The sequence below is a fragment of the Nocardia nova NBRC 15556 genome, assembly GCF_001613005.1.
Lineage (GTDB): Bacteria > Actinomycetota > Actinomycetes > Mycobacteriales > Mycobacteriaceae > Nocardia > Nocardia nova.
In genome coordinates, this window is record NZ_BDBN01000020.1 from 116,724 (window position 1) to 138,280 (window position 21,557).

Annotated in this window: 29 protein-coding genes and 1 pseudogene; 15 read left to right on the top strand and 15 right to left on the bottom strand. The window is 67.8% G+C overall.

The genetic code is table 11. From position 1 onward, the window contains the following. Positions 1-46 precede the first annotated feature (46 nt). A complete protein-coding gene (locus NN2_RS08665) occupies positions 47-979 on the bottom strand; it encodes an alpha/beta fold hydrolase (RefSeq protein ID WP_063012022.1) in 933 nt (310 codons plus the stop codon). A 99-nt stretch (positions 980-1,078) separates the two neighbouring features. Further along, a pseudogene (locus tag NN2_RS08670) lies at positions 1,079-1,639 on the bottom strand (TetR/AcrR family transcriptional regulator); the annotation flags it as partial. Positions 1,640-1,729: 90 nt separating this feature from the next. On the opposite strand from NN2_RS08670, the gene NN2_RS08675 reads away from it, so the two are divergent. The 3 genes from NN2_RS08675 to NN2_RS08685 all read left to right on the top strand — a co-directional run bounded on the left by NN2_RS08675 (position 1,730) and on the right by NN2_RS08685 (position 3,689). Continuing rightward, positions 1,730-2,263 carry an MlaD family protein gene (locus tag NN2_RS08675; RefSeq protein ID WP_063012023.1) on the top strand — a complete coding sequence of 178 codons (534 nt, stop codon included), beginning with the start codon at positions 1,730-1,732 and terminating at the stop codon, positions 2,261-2,263. Between the two features lie 58 nt (positions 2,264-2,321). Then, positions 2,322-2,615 carry a hypothetical protein gene (locus tag NN2_RS08680; RefSeq protein ID WP_063012025.1) on the top strand — a complete coding sequence of 98 codons (294 nt, stop codon included), beginning with the start codon at positions 2,322-2,324 and terminating at the stop codon, positions 2,613-2,615. Between the two features lie 261 nt (positions 2,616-2,876). After that, entirely contained in the window at positions 2,877-3,689 is an 813-nt protein-coding gene (locus NN2_RS08685; protein ID WP_063012027.1) for a DUF2382 domain-containing protein, read from the top strand. A gap of 67 nt (positions 3,690-3,756) precedes the next feature. Here NN2_RS08685 and NN2_RS08690 read toward each other — a convergent pair whose 3' ends face one another. Beyond that, complete coding sequence (locus NN2_RS08690) at positions 3,757-4,446, bottom strand: class I SAM-dependent methyltransferase (protein WP_063012029.1); 690 nt, start codon at positions 4,444-4,446, stop codon at positions 3,757-3,759. Positions 4,447-4,617: 171 nt separating this feature from the next. Here NN2_RS08690 and NN2_RS08695 point away from each other — a divergent pair, with 171 nt between their 5' ends. Then, the gene (locus tag NN2_RS08695; RefSeq protein WP_063012031.1) at positions 4,618-4,998 is read left to right on the top strand and encodes an FAD-dependent oxidoreductase; all 381 of its coding nucleotides are present in this window, start codon (positions 4,618-4,620) and stop codon (positions 4,996-4,998) included. Here the strand turns inward: NN2_RS08695 and NN2_RS08700 are convergent. Then, entirely contained in the window at positions 4,958-5,407 is a 450-nt protein-coding gene (locus NN2_RS08700) for a carboxymuconolactone decarboxylase family protein (protein ID WP_063012033.1), read from the bottom strand. The two genes, NN2_RS08695 and NN2_RS08700, sit on opposite strands and share 41 nt — an antisense overlap. A 199-nt stretch (positions 5,408-5,606) precedes the next feature. On the opposite strand from NN2_RS08700, the gene NN2_RS08705 reads away from it, so the two are divergent. After that, positions 5,607-6,182, top strand: coding sequence for a MarR family winged helix-turn-helix transcriptional regulator (locus NN2_RS08705; protein WP_146098780.1), 576 nt, complete (start codon positions 5,607-5,609; stop codon positions 6,180-6,182). 39 nt (positions 6,183-6,221) lie between these two features. Here the strand turns inward: NN2_RS08705 and NN2_RS08710 are convergent, their stop codons facing one another. From NN2_RS08710 to NN2_RS08725, 4 genes are all read right to left on the bottom strand, one after another. Continuing rightward, positions 6,222-6,992 carry a trans-aconitate 2-methyltransferase gene (locus NN2_RS08710; RefSeq protein WP_063012037.1) on the bottom strand — a complete coding sequence of 257 codons (771 nt, stop codon included), beginning with the start codon at positions 6,990-6,992 and terminating at the stop codon, positions 6,222-6,224. A gap of 164 nt (positions 6,993-7,156) precedes the next feature. Beyond that, the gene (locus NN2_RS08715) at positions 7,157-8,365 is read right to left on the bottom strand and encodes a GNAT family N-acetyltransferase (RefSeq protein ID WP_063012039.1); all 1,209 of its coding nucleotides are present in this window, start codon (positions 8,363-8,365) and stop codon (positions 7,157-7,159) included. Between the two features lie 177 nt (positions 8,366-8,542). Beyond that, positions 8,543-8,860 carry a DUF222 domain-containing protein gene (locus NN2_RS08720; RefSeq protein ID WP_063012041.1) on the bottom strand — a complete coding sequence of 106 codons (318 nt, stop codon included), beginning with the start codon at positions 8,858-8,860 and terminating at the stop codon, positions 8,543-8,545. A gap of 126 nt (positions 8,861-8,986) precedes the next feature. Next, positions 8,987-9,475 (bottom strand): MarR family winged helix-turn-helix transcriptional regulator, encoded by a 489-nt coding sequence (locus NN2_RS08725; RefSeq protein ID WP_063012043.1) that lies wholly within the window; start codon positions 9,473-9,475, stop codon positions 8,987-8,989. A 79-nt stretch (positions 9,476-9,554) separates the two neighbouring features. Here NN2_RS08725 and NN2_RS08730 point away from each other — a divergent pair, with 79 nt between their 5' ends. Both NN2_RS08730 and NN2_RS08735 read left to right on the top strand, forming a co-directional pair. Further along, positions 9,555-9,920: an antibiotic biosynthesis monooxygenase family protein gene (locus NN2_RS08730; protein WP_082856829.1), complete on the top strand. Its 366-nt coding sequence runs from the start codon at positions 9,555-9,557 to the stop codon at positions 9,918-9,920. A 173-nt stretch (positions 9,921-10,093) separates the two neighbouring features. Then, positions 10,094-10,519: a DUF2871 domain-containing protein gene (locus NN2_RS08735; RefSeq protein ID WP_063012047.1), complete on the top strand. Its 426-nt coding sequence runs from the start codon at positions 10,094-10,096 to the stop codon at positions 10,517-10,519. Between the two features lie 125 nt (positions 10,520-10,644). On the opposite strand, the gene NN2_RS08740 is transcribed toward NN2_RS08735, so the two are convergent. After that, on the bottom strand, positions 10,645-11,043 hold the full coding sequence (locus NN2_RS08740; RefSeq protein WP_063012049.1) for a DUF4870 domain-containing protein: 399 nt from the start codon (positions 11,041-11,043) through the stop codon (positions 10,645-10,647). Positions 11,044-11,126: 83 nt separating this feature from the next. Here NN2_RS08740 and NN2_RS08745 point away from each other — a divergent pair, with 83 nt between their 5' ends. Together NN2_RS08745 and NN2_RS08750 are read left to right on the top strand one after the other, a co-directional pair. Then, the gene (locus tag NN2_RS08745) at positions 11,127-11,525 is read left to right on the top strand and encodes a PEP-utilizing enzyme (protein WP_245658613.1); all 399 of its coding nucleotides are present in this window, start codon (positions 11,127-11,129) and stop codon (positions 11,523-11,525) included. 140 nt (positions 11,526-11,665) lie between these two features. Then, on the top strand, positions 11,666-12,205 hold the full coding sequence (locus tag NN2_RS08750; RefSeq protein WP_197521891.1) for a hypothetical protein: 540 nt from the start codon (positions 11,666-11,668) through the stop codon (positions 12,203-12,205). A 104-nt stretch (positions 12,206-12,309) separates the two neighbouring features. Here NN2_RS08750 and NN2_RS38475 read toward each other — a convergent pair whose 3' ends face one another. Beyond that, positions 12,310-12,453, bottom strand: a complete 144-nt coding sequence (locus NN2_RS38475; RefSeq protein ID WP_219823614.1) for a DUF397 domain-containing protein — start codon at positions 12,451-12,453, stop codon at positions 12,310-12,312. Continuing rightward, the gene (locus tag NN2_RS38480; protein ID WP_063012055.1) at positions 12,444-12,674 is read right to left on the bottom strand and encodes a Scr1 family TA system antitoxin-like transcriptional regulator; all 231 of its coding nucleotides are present in this window, start codon (positions 12,672-12,674) and stop codon (positions 12,444-12,446) included. The genes NN2_RS38475 and NN2_RS38480 overlap by 10 nt, the downstream gene beginning before the upstream one ends. 8 nt (positions 12,675-12,682) lie before the next feature. Here NN2_RS38480 and NN2_RS37670 point away from each other — a divergent pair, with 8 nt between their 5' ends. Genes NN2_RS37670 through NN2_RS08770 form a run of 3 tightly spaced genes read left to right on the top strand, consistent with a single transcriptional unit; the run spans position 12,683 to position 14,136 of the window. Then, complete coding sequence (locus tag NN2_RS37670; RefSeq protein WP_063012057.1) at positions 12,683-12,871, top strand: hypothetical protein; 189 nt, start codon at positions 12,683-12,685, stop codon at positions 12,869-12,871. Between the two features lie 33 nt (positions 12,872-12,904). After that, the gene (locus NN2_RS37045) at positions 12,905-13,354 is read left to right on the top strand and encodes a hypothetical protein (protein WP_155525707.1); all 450 of its coding nucleotides are present in this window, start codon (positions 12,905-12,907) and stop codon (positions 13,352-13,354) included. After that, entirely contained in the window at positions 13,339-14,136 is a 798-nt protein-coding gene (locus NN2_RS08770; protein WP_063012061.1) for an SDR family NAD(P)-dependent oxidoreductase, read from the top strand. Before NN2_RS37045 ends, NN2_RS08770 begins: the two co-directional genes overlap by 16 nt. 28 nt (positions 14,137-14,164) lie before the next feature. On the opposite strand, the gene NN2_RS08775 is transcribed toward NN2_RS08770, so the two are convergent. After that, on the bottom strand, positions 14,165-14,776 hold the full coding sequence (locus tag NN2_RS08775) for a TetR/AcrR family transcriptional regulator (RefSeq protein WP_063012063.1): 612 nt from the start codon (positions 14,774-14,776) through the stop codon (positions 14,165-14,167). Between the two features lie 102 nt (positions 14,777-14,878). Here NN2_RS08775 and NN2_RS08780 point away from each other — a divergent pair, with 102 nt between their 5' ends. Continuing rightward, on the top strand, positions 14,879-16,465 hold the full coding sequence (locus tag NN2_RS08780; protein WP_063012064.1) for an MFS transporter: 1,587 nt from the start codon (positions 14,879-14,881) through the stop codon (positions 16,463-16,465). A gap of 134 nt (positions 16,466-16,599) precedes the next feature. Then, positions 16,600-17,634: a Gfo/Idh/MocA family protein gene (locus NN2_RS08785; protein WP_063012066.1), complete on the top strand. Its 1,035-nt coding sequence runs from the start codon at positions 16,600-16,602 to the stop codon at positions 17,632-17,634. 7 nt (positions 17,635-17,641) lie between these two features. Here NN2_RS08785 and NN2_RS08790 read toward each other — a convergent pair whose 3' ends face one another. Beyond that, positions 17,642-18,439 (bottom strand): SAM-dependent methyltransferase, encoded by a 798-nt coding sequence (locus NN2_RS08790; protein WP_063012068.1) that lies wholly within the window; start codon positions 18,437-18,439, stop codon positions 17,642-17,644. A gap of 472 nt (positions 18,440-18,911) precedes the next feature. On the opposite strand from NN2_RS08790, the gene NN2_RS08795 reads away from it, so the two are divergent. Beyond that, positions 18,912-20,408: a flavin-containing monooxygenase gene (locus NN2_RS08795; RefSeq protein WP_063012070.1), complete on the top strand. Its 1,497-nt coding sequence runs from the start codon at positions 18,912-18,914 to the stop codon at positions 20,406-20,408. 59 nt (positions 20,409-20,467) lie between these two features. Here the strand turns inward: NN2_RS08795 and NN2_RS08800 are convergent, their stop codons facing one another. Both NN2_RS08800 and NN2_RS08805 read right to left on the bottom strand, forming a co-directional pair. After that, the gene (locus NN2_RS08800) at positions 20,468-20,899 is read right to left on the bottom strand and encodes an organic hydroperoxide resistance protein (protein WP_063012072.1); all 432 of its coding nucleotides are present in this window, start codon (positions 20,897-20,899) and stop codon (positions 20,468-20,470) included. Positions 20,900-20,952: 53 nt separating this feature from the next. Next, positions 20,953-21,555 (bottom strand): dihydrofolate reductase family protein, encoded by a 603-nt coding sequence (locus tag NN2_RS08805; protein ID WP_063012074.1) that lies wholly within the window; start codon positions 21,553-21,555, stop codon positions 20,953-20,955. Between the last annotated feature and the right edge of the window lie 2 nt (positions 21,556-21,557).

The window sequence follows — 21,557 nt, forward strand, 5'->3', positions numbered from 1 at the left end:
CGCCGAGCGCAATCCGGGCCGGGCCGCAGCGGTCCGCCGGTTCCGGTCAGGCTCCGGTGAGGGGCTCGGCGAGGTGTTCGGCGAAGGCCCCCGCGGCGGCGGCCGGATAGTCGGTGGTGCCGTCGACGTAGTCGCCGGTCCAACCGGTGGCGAGGTGCTGGAGTGTTGCCACGTTCGCCGGTTGTGGTATCCCGCAGAGCAATTCGCCCAGCGGATCGCTCGAGGTTCCTTCGGCGTCGGTGTGTTCGCCGGTGTCGAGGCGCACCCCGAGGAAGGGGCGATGCAGATGGGTCTGCAGTGCGGTGGTTCCGCTGCCGAAGTTGTTGCACAGCGCGGGCGGACCGGAGACGGTCAGGACGGGCAGGTCGGTGGCGGCGAGATCGTCGAGTGCGACATCGGTATCGGCGCCGAGGAAGGATTTCACCGGGTCCAGCAGGACGAGCCCGCGCAGCTTCGCCCACGCGGCCGGAGAGGAGGTGTGCAGGCGGTGGGCGACGTATTCGACGGCTTCGGCGCCGGCGGAATGACCGATGAACACGAACGAGCGCGGGAGCGCGGGCAGCCCGACTCCGGCGCGCGTCGCCGAGGTGGCGAGCGGGCCGGTGGGATCGTCGGCGGTGGCGAACAGCCGGGCCACCTGATCCAGGAACGCGGTATTGTCGCCGAGGTTCTGCAGGGTGCAGCCGTCGAGGTTCACGAACGGCAGGCTGGGGGAGAAGACGAGATACCCAGCGGCGGAAAGTGTTTCCGCGAGTGCGGCGACGTTGCCCTCGGTGCGCGCGAAGCCGTGCTGCAGCCAGACCAGGCCGCGTGGCGTACCCGCGGGCCGATACCACGCGACGTCCTGATGCAGGGTCGCCGCCGCACAGGGCAGATCCACCGTGCCCGGCAGCGGTGGGCCCGCGGCGGCGGGAGCGAATGCGGCGGCCACGACACACGCGGCGGCGAGGACGGTCAGGGTCGAAGCTCGCAGCCTCATCGCAACTCCACACTGCACAATCGGTATCCCGGTGATGACGCCACCCGGACACCGATCAGTATTCGCCACCGAGACGCGGGGCGGAGGCGCTTCGGGCCGTTAGCTGTCGGCAGGCGCGACGCGCCAAGTCTGCAGCAGCGGCACCAGATAGACGCGGGCGAACTCGCGGGCCTTCGCCGTGTCCTGGAGGGGGATGACGGAGGCCGGGTTTTCGATCAGCGACATCATCAGCCGGGCGATCATCTCCCCGACGATGGCGAGGTCCAGATCGGCGGGCAACCGTCCGGTGTCCTGCCAGCGCCGCAGATGGCTGGTGACGAGCGTGCGCGAGACGCCGATGGCGGTGTCGTCGGTGAGGAAGTCGGTGAGTTCACCGGCGGCCGGTGATTCGCGGATGCTGCGGGTGAGCAGTTTCGGCGCCGACGCCTCGTGCACGAATGCGGCGAACACCTCGGTGGTCGCCTCCTCCGGGCCGGTGGCGCGGTCGGCCACCTCGGCGAGCAGGGTGGTCAGCCGCAGCGCTTCGTCGAGGATGGCCAGGCGGACCAGATGCTGTTTGTGGCCGAACCGGCGGTACACGGTCGCGACGCCCACCCCTGCGGTCTCGGCGATGCGCTGCATGGTGGTCTCGGCGAAACCGTTGTCCGTGAAGCCTGCCCGCGGGTGCGCGGCAACGGCGCCGAGGTCGGGTAGCTATCGATCGAGCTGACTGCCGACGCCGCGGTCGCGCACGTCGAGATTCGCTCCTCGGTGCGACTGCTCCGCGGTACGCGCGCCGAGCTGCGGCAGACGACGGTGCTCGGCGATATCTATCTGGCGCTGCTGCCCCCGGCGGACGGCGCCGGGCCGCTGCTCGGCGACGGCGACACCATCTCGCTGCGTGATACCGACCCGGGACCGCAGGTTGAGGAGATGCTGCAGCGCATCGCCACCTTCGTCAACGGCGGCAGCATCACCCGCCTGCAGGACGCGATCGCGCGGCTCGACAGCGTTCTGCCCGACAACGCGGGGGAGACAAGGCAACTCGCCACTGGAGTGGCCGCCGATGTCCACGATGCCGCCGCCGGGACCGCCGAACTCGATCGCACCCTCGCCGCCACCGCGAACCTGTCCCAGCGCCTGCACGATATGCGCGACCGTCTCGGATTCATGTTCTCCGACACCGCCCGCCGGCGACTCGAACGCGTCCCGCAATTCATGACCGCCGTGCTCAACGTGGTCATCGAGGGCGATGTGACCAAGGATGCCGTCGTGCTGCTGCAGGTGATCGGAGCGCTGCGATGACTCGTAGCTCTGGCGCAGAGCCCTCGACACCGGAATCACCGACGCGCTGAAGGTGAAGATGGACGCCGCCGTGAATGTGGTCGGGCCGCTGCTGACCGAGATGCAGTACACCTCGACCGCAAAACCTCTGGCGGCCAAGGTTTCTCAGCGCGACGGCGATCGATATGTGGTGCAGGTCTTCGTCGACATGAGCTCCCGCAGCCGCCAGACCCCCGACGGTGTCGCCGCGACGGCGAGCTACACCGTCACCCTCCGGTGTTCCGGTAACCGGACGATCACCAATGTGGGCGGAGTGGGCGCCGGCCTGCCGGGCGGCGATACCCCAGCACCGGTACCCGCGCCCGGTCGCTGACGGGGCGATCGGCGGCGAGATCGTCCAGATCCGAAAGCGCCACAGGTCAGATCGGTAAATATGGCAGGGTGCTGTGGCTGCGTGAACGACCCCGGCGAGCCGGATGGAATCGAGGTTCATGCCCGTCCTGCGGGTTTCGCTGAAAGATTGCCGGGTACCTGCCGACGTGTAGCCGAACATGCTGGGCTGCCGGGGGCGACGGCCGGTCACACCGGCGTATTCCCTGATGAATCCATCCCATCCGTACGGAGGAGAGCAACCATGACCGGACAGCTCGACACTCTGATGGACAGCACCGTGTACGACTCGCACGACGACAAGATCGGCAAGGTCAAGAACATCTACGTCAACAACGAAACCGGTTCGCCGACCTGGGCATCGGTGTCCACCGGCCTGTTCCGCCACGATTCGCTGGTTCCGCTCGTCGGGGCACAGCACAATCCGCAGTCCGACGCGCTACGGGTGAATGTGGACAAGGAAATGGTCAAATCCGCGCCCGCTGTGGAACAGGACGGGCACATCAGCCGGGAAGGCGAGGAACAACTGTTCCGTCACTACCACGTCGACCCGAACCACTCCGGCTGGGACGCCTACGGCCGTGCCATGCGCGACGACGGGCAGGGGACGGCGCGTCCGGATGCCGGCCCGACCGGACGCCACGCGGCCACCGATCCCACCGGCGACCAGGGCCTGGTCCGCTCCGAGGAACGCTTGAACGTCGACACCCAGCGCGAGGCGGTCGGCACCGCGCGCCTGCGCAAGTACGTCGTCACCGAGGATCAGACCGTCACGGTGCCGACCAGCCACGAAGAGGTACGCGTGGAGCGCGAACCGGTCACCGACGCCGGCGCGTACGGGCAGACCTCCCTGGGCGACGAGGAACAGGAGGTCACCCTGCACCGCGACCGGGTGACCGTGGACAAGGAGACCGTGCCGGTCGAACGCGTGCGCCTGGCCGTCGACGATGTCGAGGAACAGGAGACCGTCGGCGACACCGTGCGCAAGGAGCGCATCGACACCGAGGGCACCGATCCCGGACGCTACGAGGATCGCCGCTTCCCGGACGAACGCTGACCACGATGATGTGAGCCGGGCCCGAACCGGGCCCGGCCCTATCGCCCGGGGGTATCCGACAACGCCGTCAGGCCAGAGCCAGGTGGGCTTGCAGCAACCACGCGGGGACCGAGCTGCGGCCGCCGGGCTCGTCGCGCACATCCTCGAACCGCACCGGTGCGTCGCGGGAGAGATCGTTGCCGTGGATGCGAGCCGGGCGGATGTCGTCGATGACCCAGTATTTCGAAACCGCTTCGCGCAGTTCCTCTTCGGTCACCGGATTGGGGCCGAATCCCTCGGGCGAGGCCGGCAACGCCTTGCGGTCGAAGACGAGCACGAAGTAGGACGCGCCCGGGGCCGCCGCCCGGACGATCGACCGTTGATACCCGTCCCGCTGGTCGACCGGAATCGAGTGGAAGAGGGTGCTGTCGACGATGGTGCCGAACCTGCCGTCGTACCCGGTGAACGAGGTGATGTCGGCGACCTCGTAGGTGGCGGTGGTCAGTCCGCGTCGTTGCGCCTCGGCGCGGGCCAGCTCGATGGCGGTCGGGGCGGAGTCCAGCCCGACTGTCGTGAAGCCGCGCTCGGCCAGATACAGCGAGATGGCGGCCTCGCCGCAGCCGACGTCGAGGACGTCGCCGTGGAATTTCCCTTGGTCGGCAAGCGCTTTCAGCTCGGGTTGGGGCTCGCCGATACTCCAGGGCGGTTTGGCGCCCGAGAACGGGCCGCCCTCGCCCTGGTACGCGTTCTCGAATGTGAAATCGCTCGGTGTGGTCATGATGTCCTCCGCATCGGTCGGGGCTATCAGACGAAGGTGGAGCTCATTCGATGCTACGGCCGCGTCTCTTGCCGGGAGCGCGGGCGGTGGGAGTGCGCCTTCCGGGGCGTGCCTTTGTTGACCGGGCGTGCGACGCCGGTTCCTCGCAGCGTGATCGGATGAGTGAAATAGATGCTCAATATCTCGTCGACCGAGCGCGAGCGCGCCGCACGTCGCGGTGGTCCTGGGAGGTTGTGCACCTGCCCCGGGGAGGCGTTCGTCGCGGCCGCGCTCGAATCGCTGCGCAGCCACTATCCGGAGGCGCGGACCGCGAAGGTGTTGCGCACGAAGGTGATTCACCAATCCCAGGCGACCTTCTCCGCGCATCCCGGCTTCGAATCCCTGCGCCTGGACCAGACCACGCCGGTGCGTGGCCTGTTCCGCGCCGGTGACTGGACCCGCACCGAACTGCGCTCCACCATGGAATCCGCCGCCGAGGGCGCCCGGCGTGCTGTGGACGCGGTCCGCGACTTCACCAGGTCTTGCCGGCCTGCTCCCGGATCGTGTGGTTGATCCGGTTGAAGAAGTTGGTGATCGCGATGTTCAGGATGATCGCGAACATCTGGTTCTCGTCGAAGTGGTCGGCGGCCGCGTCCCAGATCTCGTCGGTCACTCCCGGCGAGCCGTCCTGGATCCGGGTGGCGGCTTCGGTCAACGCGAGCGCTGCCCGCTCCCCCTCGGTGAAGAACGGGGTCTCGCGCCAGGTGACTACGCTGTGCAGCCGCTGCTCGGTCTCCCCGAGCTTCCTCGCCGACTCGACGCCCGCGAACACGCACGGGCTGCAGCCGTTGATCTGGCTGGCCCGCAGATGGACCAGCTCGAGCACGAGTGGATCGACGCCACCGGCGTGAATTGCCTTGTGCAGATGCTGGATTCCGGTGAGCAAGTCGGGATTCGCCACGCTCTTCATGCGTGCTTCCATGGTTGTGTCCTTCGTTGTTTGTGTGCGCCCATCCGGGCCGGTCATCTACCGCCGGCGTGCCCGCCTCGGCCTGCTGGACGGGCGGCTGCGCGAGATCAGATCGGATACGGCGTGGCGCTACGGTGTGGCCGCCGGGCGGGGGCTCAGGCAGAACGGTTTTCGCTGGAATATGTGTGACTCATGCATATAAACTAGGACCGTGACGCAAACCCAGTCAAGCCTTCACCATGCAGCCAACGTTCTGGGCGCCTTGAGTCTCGTCGTCGCCGACGGGATGAACACTGCCGTCGAAGCGGTCGCGGCGCTCGGCCCGTCGGCCCCCGCCGCCCTTGCCGCGATGCATCAGTTCCTGGACGGTGGATCGGTCACGCAGCTGAGTTCCGTTCTCGGCCTGTCGCACTCGGGCACGGTGCGCCTTGTCGACCGCCTCGTCGCCGAAGGCCTCGTCGAGCGCGGCGGCGCACAGGATGGGCGGGCGGTGTCCGTGGTCCTCACGCGGGACGGCCGGGACATGGCCGCACGGATACTCCGGACGCGCGAGAAGTCGCTGACGAGTGCGCTGTCCGCGTTGTCCGCGGACGAGATCGACAATCTCGCGGCAACGCTGGACGCGATGCTGACCACGATGACCCTCGCCAGAGCCGAACAACGCGCAGCCCGCGGCAACGACCGTTCACAACCGTGGCTGTGTCGCCTCTGCGACTTCGACGCCTGCGGCCGAAGCGAAGGTAGCTGCCCGGTCAACAACGCGGTGACGACCGGCGACAAGAGTTGACGCCACGCTGCTGTTCGGCCCGGGGGAGGTGCTCGACAGCTAATCGCCGGATTTGTGCGCCACGGCGAAGATTCGCCGGAACGGCAACCACGTCGTCTCGTCGGCACGCTGGGGGTAGGCCGCGCGCAGAAGTGGGGCGAGCTGGGTGGTGAAGCGCGCCCACTCCTCGTCGTCGAGGGCGCCGCGCACCGGTCGCAGGGCGGTCCCGGTCACCCACTCGAGGACCGGATCCGTGCCGGTCAGCAGCTGCAGATAGGTGGTCTCCCAGGCGTCGACCGTGCATCCGGCCGCGGTGAGCACCGCCGCGTAACCGCTCGGGTCGAGGACGTCGCGGGGTTGCAGGATACCGCTCGATTCCAGGCGCGGCCGCCACTCGTCGCGCGCGGCGAGTTCGCGGATGGCGACATGGGAGGGTGCGTCGAAGTTGCCCGGCACCTGCAATGCCAGCCACGCCCCGGACGGCAGCGCCGCCACCCATCGCGGCAGCAGCTCGGTATGCATCGGCACCCATTGCAGCACCGCGTTGGTCACCACGACGTCGGTATCGGGTGCGGGCTGCCACTCCTCGGCGGAGCGCACTTCGGCGTCGATACCGGATTCCCGTGCGGCCGCGACCATTTCGGGCGAGGAATCGAACGCGTCGATCCGCGCCTTCGGCCACCGCTGAGCGAGCACGCCGGTCAGCTGCCCGGGCCCGCACCCCAGGTCGACCACCCGGCGTGGATTCTCGGCGTCGATGCGCGCGATCAGTTCGAAGAACGGCCGCGAACGGTGGTCGCCGAATCTGCGGTACTTCTCGGGATCCCACATGAGCTGCTCCCCTCGCCGAAGATGCTAAACCGTACGAGCGTCATATTAGTGCCGAGGGGCGGATTCGGCTCGCGATCATCGTGGCAGTGACTGGGCGATCAACTGGGCGGCGAGGCCGCGGCCCGTCCGCGCGGGCCCGGCGCCGATGTGGGTCGTCTCGCCGGTCAGAAGTAGGTGCCGGCGAACGGGGCGGAGGTTGTGGTGAACAGGTTGTCGGCGTCTTCGATTGCGCCGCTGCGGTTTTCGCCGATCCGGCCAGCCAGGGACAGGTGCTGCCAGGTGGATCCGCCGAGGTAGACCGCGGCGAGGGCGGCCACGTCGGTGGTGAGATCGGCGGGGGCGTCGACGCGGGTGACGGCGTCGGCGGTGATCCGGTAGGAGCCGGTGTTGGCGGGCAGGATGTCGTCGGTCACCGCGAGGACCACCGCCGGTGCCTCGCGGTAGCTGCGGCGTCCCAGCGCCGCGGGGACATCGACGAGCCGCAGCCAGGTCTCGTCGTGCACGCCGGCGACGGTGACCACGCGCTCATCGGTGAACAGATGCCGCAGCGGGCTGTCCACCGGCGCGAAGGTCACCACGATCCGGTCCACGATGTCGTGGGTCAGCAGATGCCGCAGCAGTCCGCGATAGGCCGCGGGCGTGGTGGCCACCCAGTCGTCGACGACGATGGTGCGCTGCGGATTGCGCGGCCAGCCGGTGCTGTCCGAGGGGCGGTAGCGCAGGAATCCGTCCTCGGCGCCGGGGTCGCCGTGCACCACCGTCCAGCCGGCGTTGCCTGCGACCAACTCCTGGAAACGCCACCAATACGGCGGCCGGTCGATCGCGCCGTTCCACGAAATATCAGCGGCCGCATAGATTTTCGCCAGCATCTCCCAGCGGTTCCCGGCGTCGAGGTAGCGCACCGGCCCGCCGTGGGGAACGGTGTCGCGCAACCGGGCCTGTCGCCGATCCACCTCGAGCGTCGCGTACGAGCCGGCCACACCGTAGCCGAACCGCTCGTAGATCCCGCCCTGAGTGGCGCGCAGACTCGCGACCAATTCACCGCGCTCGGCGATATCGGCGAGCTGACGCCGCAGCAGCGCGCTCACCACACCCCGGCGCGTGTGGGTCGGCAGCACGCCGACATGTGTGACGGCCGCGTGCGGAAGACGTTGTCCGCCGGGCACCGCCAGCCAACTGCTGTAGGAGTCGACGGCCCCGACGAGCTGCCCGTCCAGGCGCGCCCCGAGCGTGCGCCCCGGCTCGACCAGTCCGTCGGCGCCGTCCGGCAGCGGCGGCAGCCCGACCATCGCGGTACGGAAGATCTCTCCCGCCGCACGTACCTCATCGGCGTCGGTCGGCGTCACGAGTTCGACGGCTGGGCCGCTGGTCATTCATCACCTCCGAGGACGGGCCGGGCACTTCGTGCGCCGCGCTTCCCGGACCACGCTAGCGGGCCGCTGCCGGGAATCAGCGCGATGCGGACCGGCAGGGCGGCCGGATGTTCTGGTGGCACCGCCGCGTCGCAGCTGCTCGGCGATGAATTCCGCGGTCCCGAACCGTGCTCGGCCTCAGCCTGCCGCCGCCATCGCTCGCCATGCCTTTCTGGCGCGGGATCGGGCTCGCGGAGCGGCGTATTCGATGCGCCGGCGCGCCTCGGAGGCGCTGATTCGCAGGAGATCACTCAACAGCTCCGCTGTGTCCCGGTAGCCGGTGTCGGCGGCGAGACCGCGGCGCTCGGCCTCGGCGACGGCCGCGACCATGGCCGCACCCAATCGACGCCGGCGGCGTTCGGTTTCGACGAGGGTGCGCAGCAAGTCGACATCGGCCAGGTCCGACCAGCTCTGTGCCGGAGCATTCGGTGCCAATGCAGTCGAATGTGTGTTCACGCCGGCTAGCGTAGCGCATGCTCGAACGTTTGTTCGATAATCGGTTCGGCCAGCGCGTCGAACTTTGCGGCAGCGTCGCGTGGTTTGCGTTCCGGGCTCATCGAGCTGGGAAGTCGGTGGCCGAGTTCACCGCGGTGCTTGACGTGCGCGGCGCCGTCGCTGGAGGCCGGGGTGTACGCCGGGAGGAAGACCGGCGTGGGCGGCGATGCGTTGAAGGAGCGGAAGGAGCTGAGCTCGCTCGCTCTCGTCGAGCGGTGCGAGAACTTCCGATTCCAGTGCGTCGGCCTCGGATTGCATCGACTCGAGTACCTCGCGGACATTGTCGGTGAGGTGGACCGCGTGCGCGCGCCGGTCGGCCGGATGCGGCTGCCGGGTCACCAGTGCGCGTTCCTCGAGCTCGTCGACCAGTCCCACCATCGCGTTGCGGTGGACCCGCAGCAGATCCGCGAGTTCTTGCTGGCTGCGGCCATCCGCAACGGCCAGTTGGGTGAGGACTGCGAAGTGGGCCGGGTCGAGATCCAATCGCGCCAGCTGCTCGGTGAGCTGGTACGACACGTGAAAACCGATCTGCGACAACAGGAATGCCGCGCGTGAGTCCAGCGGCCGGTTCGTCATGAGAACCACACTAGCAATCCAACAGTATTGCCATCTAAGAGTATTGACAAAAAACGTGATTGTCACTTAATTTGACAATATGACAGATCCCAGCGCTCCCTTCGTTCCTGACACCGACGCACCGGTCACAGTGATCAACACGATGTCGGTCCCCGCGACGCAGCGGGACCTGTTCCTGCAACGCTGGCGTGACAGCGCCCAGTACATGGCGGCCGCCGCCGGTTTCCGCCGAACCCGGATGTTCCAGGCGGCCGGCGCGGCGGCCGAGGTGATCTTCGTCAACGTCGGGGATTGGGACAGCGGCACCGCCTTGCGTAACGCACTGGGCACTGCGGAATGGCGTGAATTGACGCTGCGGATCCAGAACGATCTCGACCTCACCGCACGGCCGATGATCTTCCATCTCACCGTCGAATTGGGACCTGGCGACGTGCTGTCCCGGTAGGCCGGATGGCTTGTCGGACAACGGTTCACCGCCTGGGTGTCCCAGGAGAACAACCATGTCACACCGCAGGGCACCCAGGCTCAGCAGGCCGACGCCCAGCGCCCACCGCACAGCTGTCGGCCTGACCACTCCACCTTCGAACGACCGCACAATATTTCGCGAACGAGGACTCGATGAAACAGCTCTACTGGGCCGCCGTCGGCTACACCGCATTGGGACTGCCGTCGGGCCTGGTCTATCGCGAACTCACCAAGGCCCATCAGTTCACCGGCAAGACCGAACTCGCCGTAGTCCACACTCACCTGCTGGCGTTGGGCACACTGTTCTTTCTGATCGTCCTGGTGCTCGAACATCAACTCGCCCTGTCGAACACCCGCGCCTATCGCTGGTTCTTCGCGGTCTACAACATCGCTGTCCTCTGGACCGTGGCCTGCATGACGATCATCGGTTCCCGGACCGTCCTCGGGCACGGCGAATCCATGCCACTGGCGGAGCTGGCCGGCGTCGGTCACGTCCTGCTGACCATCGGATTCGTGCTGTTCTTCGTCGCCGTGCACCAGGCCATCACGACCCGCCGCGAGGAGGTGGTACCCGCCTGACCTATCGGTGACGTCCGGGGTGGATGCTCGGGCTGGTGTCGCGCGGACGCCAACGGCCCGAGATGGTCTCGGGCCGTTGGTCTTCGGGCTGTCGCATGTGGCTGTCATGCGGGGCGACTTCGCCGCTACTTGATCGAGTTGGCCAACCGGTCGGCGTAAGGGGCGGTGAATCGTCCGACGATGGGCAGCGCTGCGCGGACACCGCCGGTGTTGTTCGCCTGGACCATGGCCATGATCCAGACGACGACCGTGAAGACCGCGACGACGAGTCCGGCGAGGCTGAAGAGGATGCCCAGGGCTCCGAGGAGCGAGCCGAGGATGCTGAGGACGATATTCAGCACCGACACCGCCCCGAAGAAGACGATCGATTGGGAGGCATGGAATTTCACATCGGGATCGTGCCTTCCGATGAAGAGGAAGATGATTCCGGTGAGCCAGCCCAGCGCGTACGACAGGATCGCGCTGGTCTTCTTGTCCAGGCCGGCGGACTGCGGTTGGTTCGCGGGAGGTTGAGAAAATGTCATGGGGTGAGTAGACGCCGCGCGCGCCTCCTACCGATCCCAACTTTCCCTGCGGACCCTGCCGTCAACCGATAGTTGACGGGCGCGTGAGCGTCAACCTATGTTTGACGAGTCGAATCGCGGTGGACAGGAGGAACCAGATGCCGGAAGCGCCCATTGTCACCGGCGTTGCGGCCAGTCGTGGTGTTGTCGCCGGCCCGGTCCGGCTGGTGCGCGGTGTCGACGACTTCGACGTGGTGGAGCCGGGCGATGTCATCGTCTGTCGCGTGACAGATCCGTCGTGGACAGCGCTTTTCGGTGTTGCCGCCGCGGTGGTGACCGAAACCGGGGGAATTCTGTCCCATGCGGCAATCGTCGCCCGCGAGTTCGGGATTCCAGCCGTGGTGGCGGCCGAGGGAGCGATGGAGACCCTGGCGAATCATCGGAACATCTCGGTCGATGGAACCAAGGGACACGTTCATGCCGCTCGCTCGACCCACCATTGACGTCGCTTCCCCAGACATGGCTGCTCGATACGAAAGGGAAGTCCGCGATGACGCACGTTTCACGCAGTTCGCTGCTCGCGTTGCACGCAATTCGCCTCGGCGGGTTCGTTGATACGCACGCGGCGGCCGACCGATACCGAATGCCTGTCGACCTCACCGAGTCGCACATGCGGGACTTCCGGGAGCGCGGTTGGATCAGCCGCTTCCGTTTCGGGACGGACGCAGGGTGGTCGCTCACCGAGAGCGGACGTGCGCAGAACGAGCGGCAACTCGCCGAGGAGCTTTCCGAGTGTGGGGCGAAAGCGTTGGTGGAAGGCGTCTATCGCATGTTTCTCCCGCTCAACGCACGGTTGGTGCAGGCGTGCACCGCCTGGCAACTGACCATCCTTCCCGATGGCAGCATGCAGGACAACGACCACCGGGACGCACAGCGGGACAGGCCGATCCTTGCCGAACTGGTAAGCCTCGCAAAGGAATTGGTTCCGCTGACGAATACGCTCACCGAACGGCTCGCCCGGTTCGCCGGTTACGACACTCGCTTCGCCGCGGCCCTGTCCCTGGCCGCCGATAATCCCGAGATGGTCACCGGAACCGAACACGACTCGGCCCACCGAGTGTGGTTCGAACTGCACGAAGATCTCATTGCCACGCTCGGTATCGACAGGGCATTACCGTCCTAGACGAGTAAGTCCGAAGCCTCGATCAGTGGTCGAACGCGATCCAGGAGCGGGTTACCGGTTGTCCTGTGCCGTACTCGGTGAGCGGCTGCTCGAACTCCGTGCTGCTACGCCGGTCGCTCGAACTTGCCGTCCTGAAGGCCGGTGGTGAAGGCGTCCCATTCACAGGGGGTGAAGAGGAGCACGGGGCCGGTGGGGTTTTTGGAGTCGCGAACTCCGACCGCACCGTTGGTGAGGTGCGCTACCTCCACGCACTCTCCGCCGTCGCGGCTTCGGCTGCTTTTGAACCACTTCGCGGATGACGTTTCGGTACTGACGCTCTGTACTCCTGTTCGATCTTCTCCAGCAGAGCCCTTGACTCCGCTTCGTCCAGCGCCACAGCGGCGATGTCGGACAGCGCCTGTCGGTACACCTCGATCTCGGTTGGCTTGTCCAGGTACAGGGTTCCGGCGTAGCCCTCGATGTATACCACCGGCGGTTGTGTCAGCGCCGGGTTCAAGTGTTGCGGAAATTGTTCCTCCGGCTCGGAGGCTGCGCGAGCGTGCCGCCGCGCGCGGCATCCGGCTCGACCCGACCGGTAGCGAGCTGCCGGTGGCGACGGGCGCGGACCTCGGCACCCTGCTGAGCGTGCTGTACGGGCTGGTCGCCGATATGCGGGAACAGGGGTAGGCGGTGCCGGACGACAGGACCAGATGCACCGAGGTGAACGGCCTGGAAGCGGTGTGGACGATGAAGAAGACCCGGCATATCGAGATCAGTCAGGCGCGCGACACGACCATTGGCGAGGTGATCGAGTATGCGCCGGGCAGCGATCTCGCCGCCGCCGCACGAGAACAAACGCGGACTGGTAGTGCCGTCCGGAACGCTCGTCGCGGTGACGTGCCTGCGGTGGCGGCCGCTTCGGTGACCGCCGGAGCCGACAGTCCGCACACCCCGAATTTTTCGTGCAAACCTCGACGGAATTGCGCGAAAACCGCCGAAACCGGCCAGGTTTGCACGATCTGTTCGGCCGTCAAAGGCTGTGCGCGTCGATCCGGGGAACCGACACCGGCGAGAACGGGGATCACCGAGCCGGATTCCATTCACTCCGATCCGGATCCGCGACGCGCACGGCAGGCGTTGTTACCGTCGCTCCCATGGATTTGCAGCTGAGCGGTAAGCGGGCCATCGTCACCGGCGGCAGTAAGGGGATCGGGCTGGCCGTCGCGCGCGGACTCGCGGCCGAGGGCGTGGACGTGGTGCTCGCCGCCCGATCCGCGGAACCGCTCGCGGCGGCCGCGCAGGCACTCGCCCGGGAGAGCGGACGGAGGATCGTGGCGGTGCCCACCGACACCGGTGACGACGAGCAGGTGCGGGCACTGGTCGAGCGCACCGTGGCGGAGCTGGGTGGGGTCGACATCCTGGTCAATGCCGCGGCCACGCCGTGGAGTGCCGGCTCGCCCGCGGATCTGAATGCCACCAGCGACGACATCGTGCGCCGTGAGGTCGAGATCAAGGTGCTCGGCTATCTGCGCACCGCCCGCGCCGTCGCGCCGCATCTGATCGCGCAGGGCTGGGGGCGAATCGTCAACATCAGCGGACTCGGTGCGCGGCAAGCGAATTCGATCGCCCAGACGGTGCGCAACGTCGGCGTTTCCGCCCTGACGAAGAATCTCGCGGACGAACTCGGCCCGCACGGGATCAACGTGACGGTCGTGCACCCGGGGCTGACCCGGACCGAACGACTCACCGCACGCCTGGCCGCCCAGGCCGCTGAATCCGGTGCCACTGTCGAAGAATTGGAGGCCGGTCTGGCCGCCAACTCGATCCGCCGGGTGATCGACGCCCGCGAGGTCGCCGACGTCGTCACCTTCCTGGCCTCGCCGCGCAGCATCGCGATCACCGGCGATGCCGTCGCGGCCGGCGGCGGCGTGCCGGGGCCCGTGTATTACTGACGCGAAACCGCCTCGCACGCAGATCTTTTCAGCCGTGATCACGCTCGCATGCGGCGAGGAAATCGTCGACGATGCGGGCGCAGTCGTCGCGTCCGGCGCGGCCGATGCCGGTGAGCCGCACGAAGACGATCGGCCCGACGAGCTGCGCCAGCACCGCCGTGAGCTCCCGGTCGCCGAGCAGTGCGCGTGCCTGCGGGTCGTCGAACAGTTCGTCGAACGGGCGGCGATAGGTGTCGATCAGATGAGTGCGCAGCGAACCGGCCCGCACCCCCTCGCCGTGCGCCTGCGCGTCCCCGGTCGCCAGCCACGCCAGCGTGGTCAGATGCAGCGGGACGTCGTTGATCGCCGCGGCCTGCCGGGTGAGCAGTTCGATCAGCCGCTCGCGCAGGGGACCCGCGTCCGGGATCTCGACCACGGGCGGCATCAGCTCTTCCAACGTCGCGGTACGCAACTGTGCCACCGTGTCGAAATGCCGGTACAGCGTGGTGCGCGCGACGCCCGAACGCCGCGTCACCGCATCGATGGTGACCGCGTCGAGTCCGCCGTCGCGCAACAGCTCGGCCGCGGCCGTCAGGAGGCGGCGACGCGAGCGCGCCTTGCGCGGATCGTCCTCGGATCCCATCCCGGCAGTCGATGTCATGGTCTCAGGATTCCTCCTCGGCAAGATCGGCGGCCGCACGGGACAGAAACGATACTGCGAGTAGCATAGCGAAACTGAAAGTATCGTTTCTCGGGAGGCGCGATGAACGCAACCAAGACCGAGCTCGTTCCCGTGCGCAGCCGATGGGTGATCGTGGTGTCCTGCCTGGCCGTGGCGCTGGTCGTCGCGTCGATGGCCGCGCTCTACACCGCCCTGCCGCAGATCGCCTCGGCGACAGGTGCCACGCAGTCCCAATTGACCTGGATCATCGACGGTTACACCCTGGCGCTGGCATGTCTGGTACTGCCTGCCGGCGCTCTGGGCGACCGCTACGGCCGCCGCATCGTCATGATCATCGGGCTGGCGGTGTTCGCGATCGCCTCCGCGATCCCGCTGGTGGTCCACGGCCCGGAATGGCTGATCGGCTCGCGAGCGATCGCCGGAGTGGGTGCGGCACTGGTGATGCCGTCGACGCTGTCGCTGCTCACCTCCGGGGTGGAACCGGATCGCCGCAATGTCGCGGTCGGCATCTGGGCGGGCACGGTCGGCGGCGGCGCGGTCATCGGCATCCTGGGTTCCGGAGTGCTGCTGTGGCGCTGGTCGTGGCTGTCGATCACGCTCGCGATGGCGATTTCGGGTGCGATTCTGGCGGTCGCGGCGTGCACCGTTCCCGAATCGCAGGACGGCGAGCACGCGCGCTTCGATCCCTGGGGAGCGGTGAGCGGGGCGGGCGCGGTGGGCCTGATCGTGATCGCGGCGCTCGAGGCCCCGCAACGCGGCTGGACCGATCCGCTGGTGCTGGGCGCTGTGGTCGCCGGGCTGGCGGTCGGCGCGGCCTTCGCAGTGATCGAATTGCGTGCCCAGCACCCGCTTCTGGATGTGCGGCTGTTCGCCGGGCGGGGTTTCGGCGCCGGGACGCTGTCGGTGGCGGTGCAGTTCCTGGTTTCGTTCGGGCTGTTCATGGTGATCGTGCAGTTCTTCCAATTGATCCTGGGCTATTCGCCGCTGCTGTCGGCGGTCGCGATGGCGCCGATGATCGTGCCGATGGTGGCTCTGTCGGTGATCGCGCCGTGGCTGGCGCAGCGGTTCGGACTGCGGCTGCCCACCACGGTCGGTCTGGTCGTCGTCGGAATCGGCCTGTTGTGCCTGTCGCGGTTGACGGCCGCGAGCACGTTCGTGGATGTGCTGTGGCCGCTGCTGATCATGAGCACCGGCCTCGGCCTGGCCGCGGCGCCGGCCACCGCGGCGATCGTGGACGGGGCGCCGGCGGACAAACAGGGGGTGGCGGCCGCGGTGAACGACGCCGCTCGCGAGATGGGCGCCGCGCTGGGGATCGCCCTGGCCGGCAGCGTGCTGGCGGCCGGTTACAGCCACCGCATCGCCGAGATCGCCGACCGGATTCCCGAACCGATCCGCGGGCCCGTCACCGGCTCGCTCGCGGGCGCGCTGGCCGTGACCGAACGCATCGGCCCGCAGGCGAAACCGCTTGCGGACCAAGCGAAATTCGCCTTCGCGCACGGGTTGCACCAGGCCACCCTCGTGCTCGGGGTGGTGACGCTGGTGATCGCGGCGATCCTCGGAGTGTGGGCACCCTCTCGCGTGCGATCCGGTGCCGAATCGGAGGGTGCCGAAACGGCCGGGGCCGAATCCGCCGGCGCCGAATCGGCTGCCGGAGCAGGGCAGCGCTGATTCGGTGTGTCGGGGCCGGCGTCACCGCGCCGGAGTAGGAAGGCGTGTTGTGATGGACGCGGGCCGGCCCGGCGTCGGCCACGCGCGGGCGTGGGTGTCGGTCCGCGCGGCGGAAGTCGAATCGAGGAGCGGCGATGGCGCAGGTGAATGTGGCGGTGATCGGATACGGATTGTCCGGAGCGGTCTTTCACGCTCCACTGATCGCCGCCGACCCTCGGCTCCGGATGGCCGCGGTGGTGACCTCCTCGCCGGAACGAGCCGACCAGGCGCGCGCCGACCACCCCGGCGTACGGGTATTCGCAACAGTCGACGAGTTGTTCTGCGCCGCAACGGATATCGATCTGGTGGTGATCGCGAGCCCCAACCGCACCCACGAACCACTGACGCTGCGGGCCGTGGCGGCCGGGCTGCCGGTGGTGGTCGACAAACCCTTCGCCCTGACCGCCGTCGAGGGCGAGGCGATGATCGAGGCCGCTCGACGGGCCGGCGTCATGCTGACGGTCTTTCAGAATCGGCGCTGGGACAGCGACTTTCGCACGGTGCGCCGGCTGATGACCGACGGCGCGCTGGGCGAGGTGCGCCGCTTCGAATCCCGCTTCGAACGCTGGCGCCCGCACACCAAGGGCGGGTGGCGAGAGGTCGGTGGCGCCGACGAAGGCGCCGGCATCCTCTACGACCTCGGCAGTCACCTGATCGACCAGGCGCTCGACCTGTTCGGCCCGGTCGAGGACGTCTACTGTGAGCTCGACGCCCGCCGTCCCGGTGTGCTGGCCGACGACGATGCCTTCGTGGCGCTCACCCATGCCTCGGGTGTGCGGTCGCATCTATGGATGAGTGCTGTTGCGCCACAGCTGGGCCCGCGCTTGCGGGTGCTCGGCTCCGAGGCCGGGTATGTGTGTTACGGACTGGATCCGCAGGAGGCGGCACTGCGAGCCGGTCGTCGTCCCGGCGACGGACAGTCTTGGGGGAGTGTCGATCCCGTCGACTGGGGTCAGCTCGGCGCCGAAGGCGATCTGCGCCTGACCCCCAGCGAACCCGGCGCCTATCCGGATTTCTACGCCGGGGTCGCCGCCGCCCTGCTGGACGGCGGCGAACCGCCGGTGGACCCCGCCGATGCCGTGGCGGCCCTGCGCGTCATCGAGCGGGCACGCGCGGTGGCGGCTCGATGAACGCCCGTCAGGGTTTGCGGGCGACACCGCCGTAGGCGGCGATGTCGGCAGCGCGGCCGACCTCACGGGAATCGGGCTGCCACTGCGTGATGCAGGTGAAGCCGGGATCGACGAGCTCGAGTCCGTCGAAGGCCGCGGCGATCTCGGCGCGCGTGCGCGGATAATACGGCGTGCCACCGGTTTTCGCGTATTCGGCGCACAGGTCGACATACGGTTGGCTGTCGTCGGTGCCGTCCCAGAGCACCAGATAACTACCAGACGGCACCGCCGCCAGCACCGTGCGAACGATGCGCAGCATGTCCTCGTAACTGCGGGCGTGACCGAGCACGCCCATGAACATGACGACCACCGGCTCCTGCAGATTCAGGATGGCGTGCGCCTCGGCGATGATCTTCTCCGGCTCGTGGAAATCGGCGTTGACGTAGGTCGTCACACCCTCCGGAGTGGTGCTGGTCAGCAGCGCGCGAGCGTGGGCGAGAACCAGCGGATCGTGGTCGACGTAGACCACCTTGGCATCGGGCGCGACGCTCTGGGCGACCTCGTGGGTGTTCTGCATCGTCGGCAAACCGGTACCGATATCGAGGAATTGCCGGATTCCGGCCTCGCCGGCCAGATGGCGCACCGCCCGGATCAGGAATTGCCGCGACTGCACCGCCATGGTCGCGATATCCGGATCGATCTGCAGACTCGCCTCACCGACGGCGCGATCGACCTCGTAATTGTCCTTGCCGCCCATCCAGAAATTCCAGATGCGCGCCGAGTGCGGAATATCGGTGCGGATCTGCGCCGGATCGTCGATGGCCATATGTGCTGAGCTCCCCGTAGGTGTGGGCGCCGCCGAACCGCGCGGCATCTCGTCGGTGCGAACTACGCGATTATAAACCTCCGCGCAACGGTTGTGCCGGAATATGTTGCAGGGCCGAGATATTCGGACCCGCAGTGGGGGAGCGCGTGTGCGGCGCGGGCGACCATGTGCGACGGCTCGTGTGCGGCAACGTCGTTCGCGGGGAACTCGACAGCGACGACTGGTTAGCTAAGAATGTGCTAGTTGGCTCGGTTTTGTTGGTGGCGGCTGTTGGGGAGTATGTCTGACACGCGCCTTCGGATAGGTGGAAGCCTTGCGCGCCGCGACACTAATCAAGCGTCCAATCTGGAACGTTGTCCACATCGGCACTCGAGTTCGGCGGCTGCCATTCCATCCGCGCGATCGGGTATTTAGGAATTACGCCCCCCCGGCACGTAAGGTTGCCGATCGGTTACTGAGTATCTCGTCTCACATGGAGGTGGTAGAGGGCTTGCACAGCACAGTGGTCGTCGTCGGGTCCGGATTCGGGGGGATAGGCATGGGAACGGCGCTACGGCGCACGGGGATGGACGATTTCGTCATCCTGGAGGAATCGCCCGAATTGGGGGGCGTGTGGCGAGACAATACCTATCCGGGATGTAGCTGTGATATACCGGCGCACCTGTATTCGTTCTCGTTCGCGCCGTACCGCAGTACCGGCATCCGATTCCCGGGGCGCCGCCGGACCTTGGAATATCTGCGGGCCGTCGCCGGCGCGGAAGGGCTACCCGGCCATCTGTACACCGACACCGCCGTCACCGAGGCGACCTACTCGGAATCGGGTTCGTGCTGGGAACTGCGGGCCGCGAACGGGCTTCGGTTCACCGCCGATGTCGTGGTCTTCGCCGTCGGTCAACTGCATCGGCCGAACATTCCGGAGATCCCGGGCCGCGACGAATTCGGCGGCGCGTCGTTCCACACCGCCGACTGGGATCATGCGGCCGAGCTGCGCGGGCAGCGGATCGCCCTGATCGGCACCGGATCCAGTGCGGCACAATGCCTTCCGACGTTGGCCGACACGGCCGACTCCGTGCGGATATTCCAGCGCACTCCGCAGTGGATCCTTCCCAAACCGGCCGCCGAATTCGGTCCGGCGACGCGAGCGGCGCTGCGGCTGCCCGGGGCGCAGCGCGCCTACCGCTGGGGTCTGCACCAGGCCGCCGACTCGCTGCTGGCGCCGATCATGCACCGCCGCTGGCCCGCCCGGCCCGCGGAATGGATTGCGCGGCAGTACCTTCGGCGCACTGTCGCCGATCCGGTGCTACGGGGACGGCTCACCCCGGACTATCCGATCGGCGCCAAACGCATCGTCTTCGACAGCCACTTCTATCGCACGCTGGGTCGCGACAACGTGCAACTGACCACCTCGGCGATCGCCCGCATCACCCGCGACGGCGTCGTGACCGCCGACGGCGGACGCTACGACGCCGATGTCATCGTCTACGCGACAGGATTCCGCGCCGCCGAATTCCTGGCCCCGATCACCGTGCGCGGGCGTGGTGGACAGTCTCTGCAGGACCGATGGCGTTCGGGCGCTGACGCTTTCATGGGCCTGGCGGTGCCTGGATTTCCCAACGCCTTCCTCATCGCCGGACCCAACTCGTTCACTCCGGCGGGCAGCAATCCGGCGATGAAGGAGCATCAGATCGCCTACATCATGCGCTGCCTGCGCTGGCGCGACGAGATCGGTGCGGCGGCGATCGAGGTGCGGGCCGACGCGATGGCGGCGTATCGAGCATGGCTGGCCGACGCGCTCGCCACCACGGTGTGGTCGGCGGATGTGCCCAGCTGGTACACCCACGACAGCGGCGCGATCACCAACCCCTGGCCCGCCTCCGTGCGTACCTACGCCCGGATGCTGCGTCGCCCGCCGGCGTCGAGCTTCGCACCGGTGCACCGCACGGCCGCCGCCGAAACGGTCGGAGCCTGACCCTGCTCGCCCGAGAGGACGGCCCGGCGCGAAAGCCATTGCGCCGGGCGGTCTTCCGGTCAGGCCACGGTGACGTCGAGTTCGACCTCGATATTGCCGTGAGTGGCCTTGGAATACGGGCAGACCAGATGGGCGCCCGCGACGAGCTCGTCCGCGGTCTGCTGGTCGATCCCGGATGCTTCCAGATGCAGTGCGGCGCTGAGCCGGAACTCGTCGCGCTCGGTGTCGTGGTGCAGGGTCACCTCGGCGACCACGGCCAGATCCCTCGGCGTCACCTTCTTCGCCGCTGCCACCCGCCGGACCGCGCCGACGAAGCATGAGGCCCAGCCCGCGGCGAACAACTGTTCGGGATTGCTGCCACCGCCCGCGCCGCCGAGCGCCTTCGGCACGGCCAGGGTGATGTCCAGTGCGCCGTCGTCGGAGGTCGCGCGACCGCCGTTGCGGCCCTCGGCGGTGGAGGTCGCGACTGCGGTGTAGGTGATGTCGGCCACGCCGTCGCGCCCGTCGGGTGACGCAATCGGTGTACGTCACCCGGTCGCCGTGCTCAGTCCTCGTCGTGGGCCAGATGTTGTTTGGCCTGGTCGTAGTCGCCCTCGAGGTGGTGTCCGGGTCCGTAGACGAGATGGACGACGCCGGTGCGGAAGGCGGTCGAGCGAAGCAGAGTCAGCGGGAGAGTGGCCTCGGCGTCGTCGAACAGGCGCATGCCGGACCGCACCGCGATCGGGTGCACCAGCAGATGCAGTTCGTCGAGCAGTCCCGCGCCGAGCAGTGCCCGCACCACCGAGACCGAGCCGGAGATGGCGATATCACCGCCGGATTCCCGCTTCAGTGCCGTCGCCCCGGCGATCAGATCACCCTGCAGCACTTCGGAATTGCGCCAGGTGAAGGTGTGCTCGCTGTGTGACACCACGATCTTGCGGGCGTCGCCCAGCTTGCGGCCGAACTCCGCGTCGGGCCCGCCCGCGGCTTCGCGTTCGGGCCAGGCGTCGGCGAAGCTGTCGTAGGTCTTGCGCCCCAGCAGCAGCGTGTCGGCACTGCCGAGCTGGGCATCGACCGCCGCGCCCATCTCCTCGTTGTAGTAGGGGAAGTGCCAGTCCTGCGGATTCTCGACGACACCGTCGAGAGCGATGAACAAGCCGGCCGTGATCG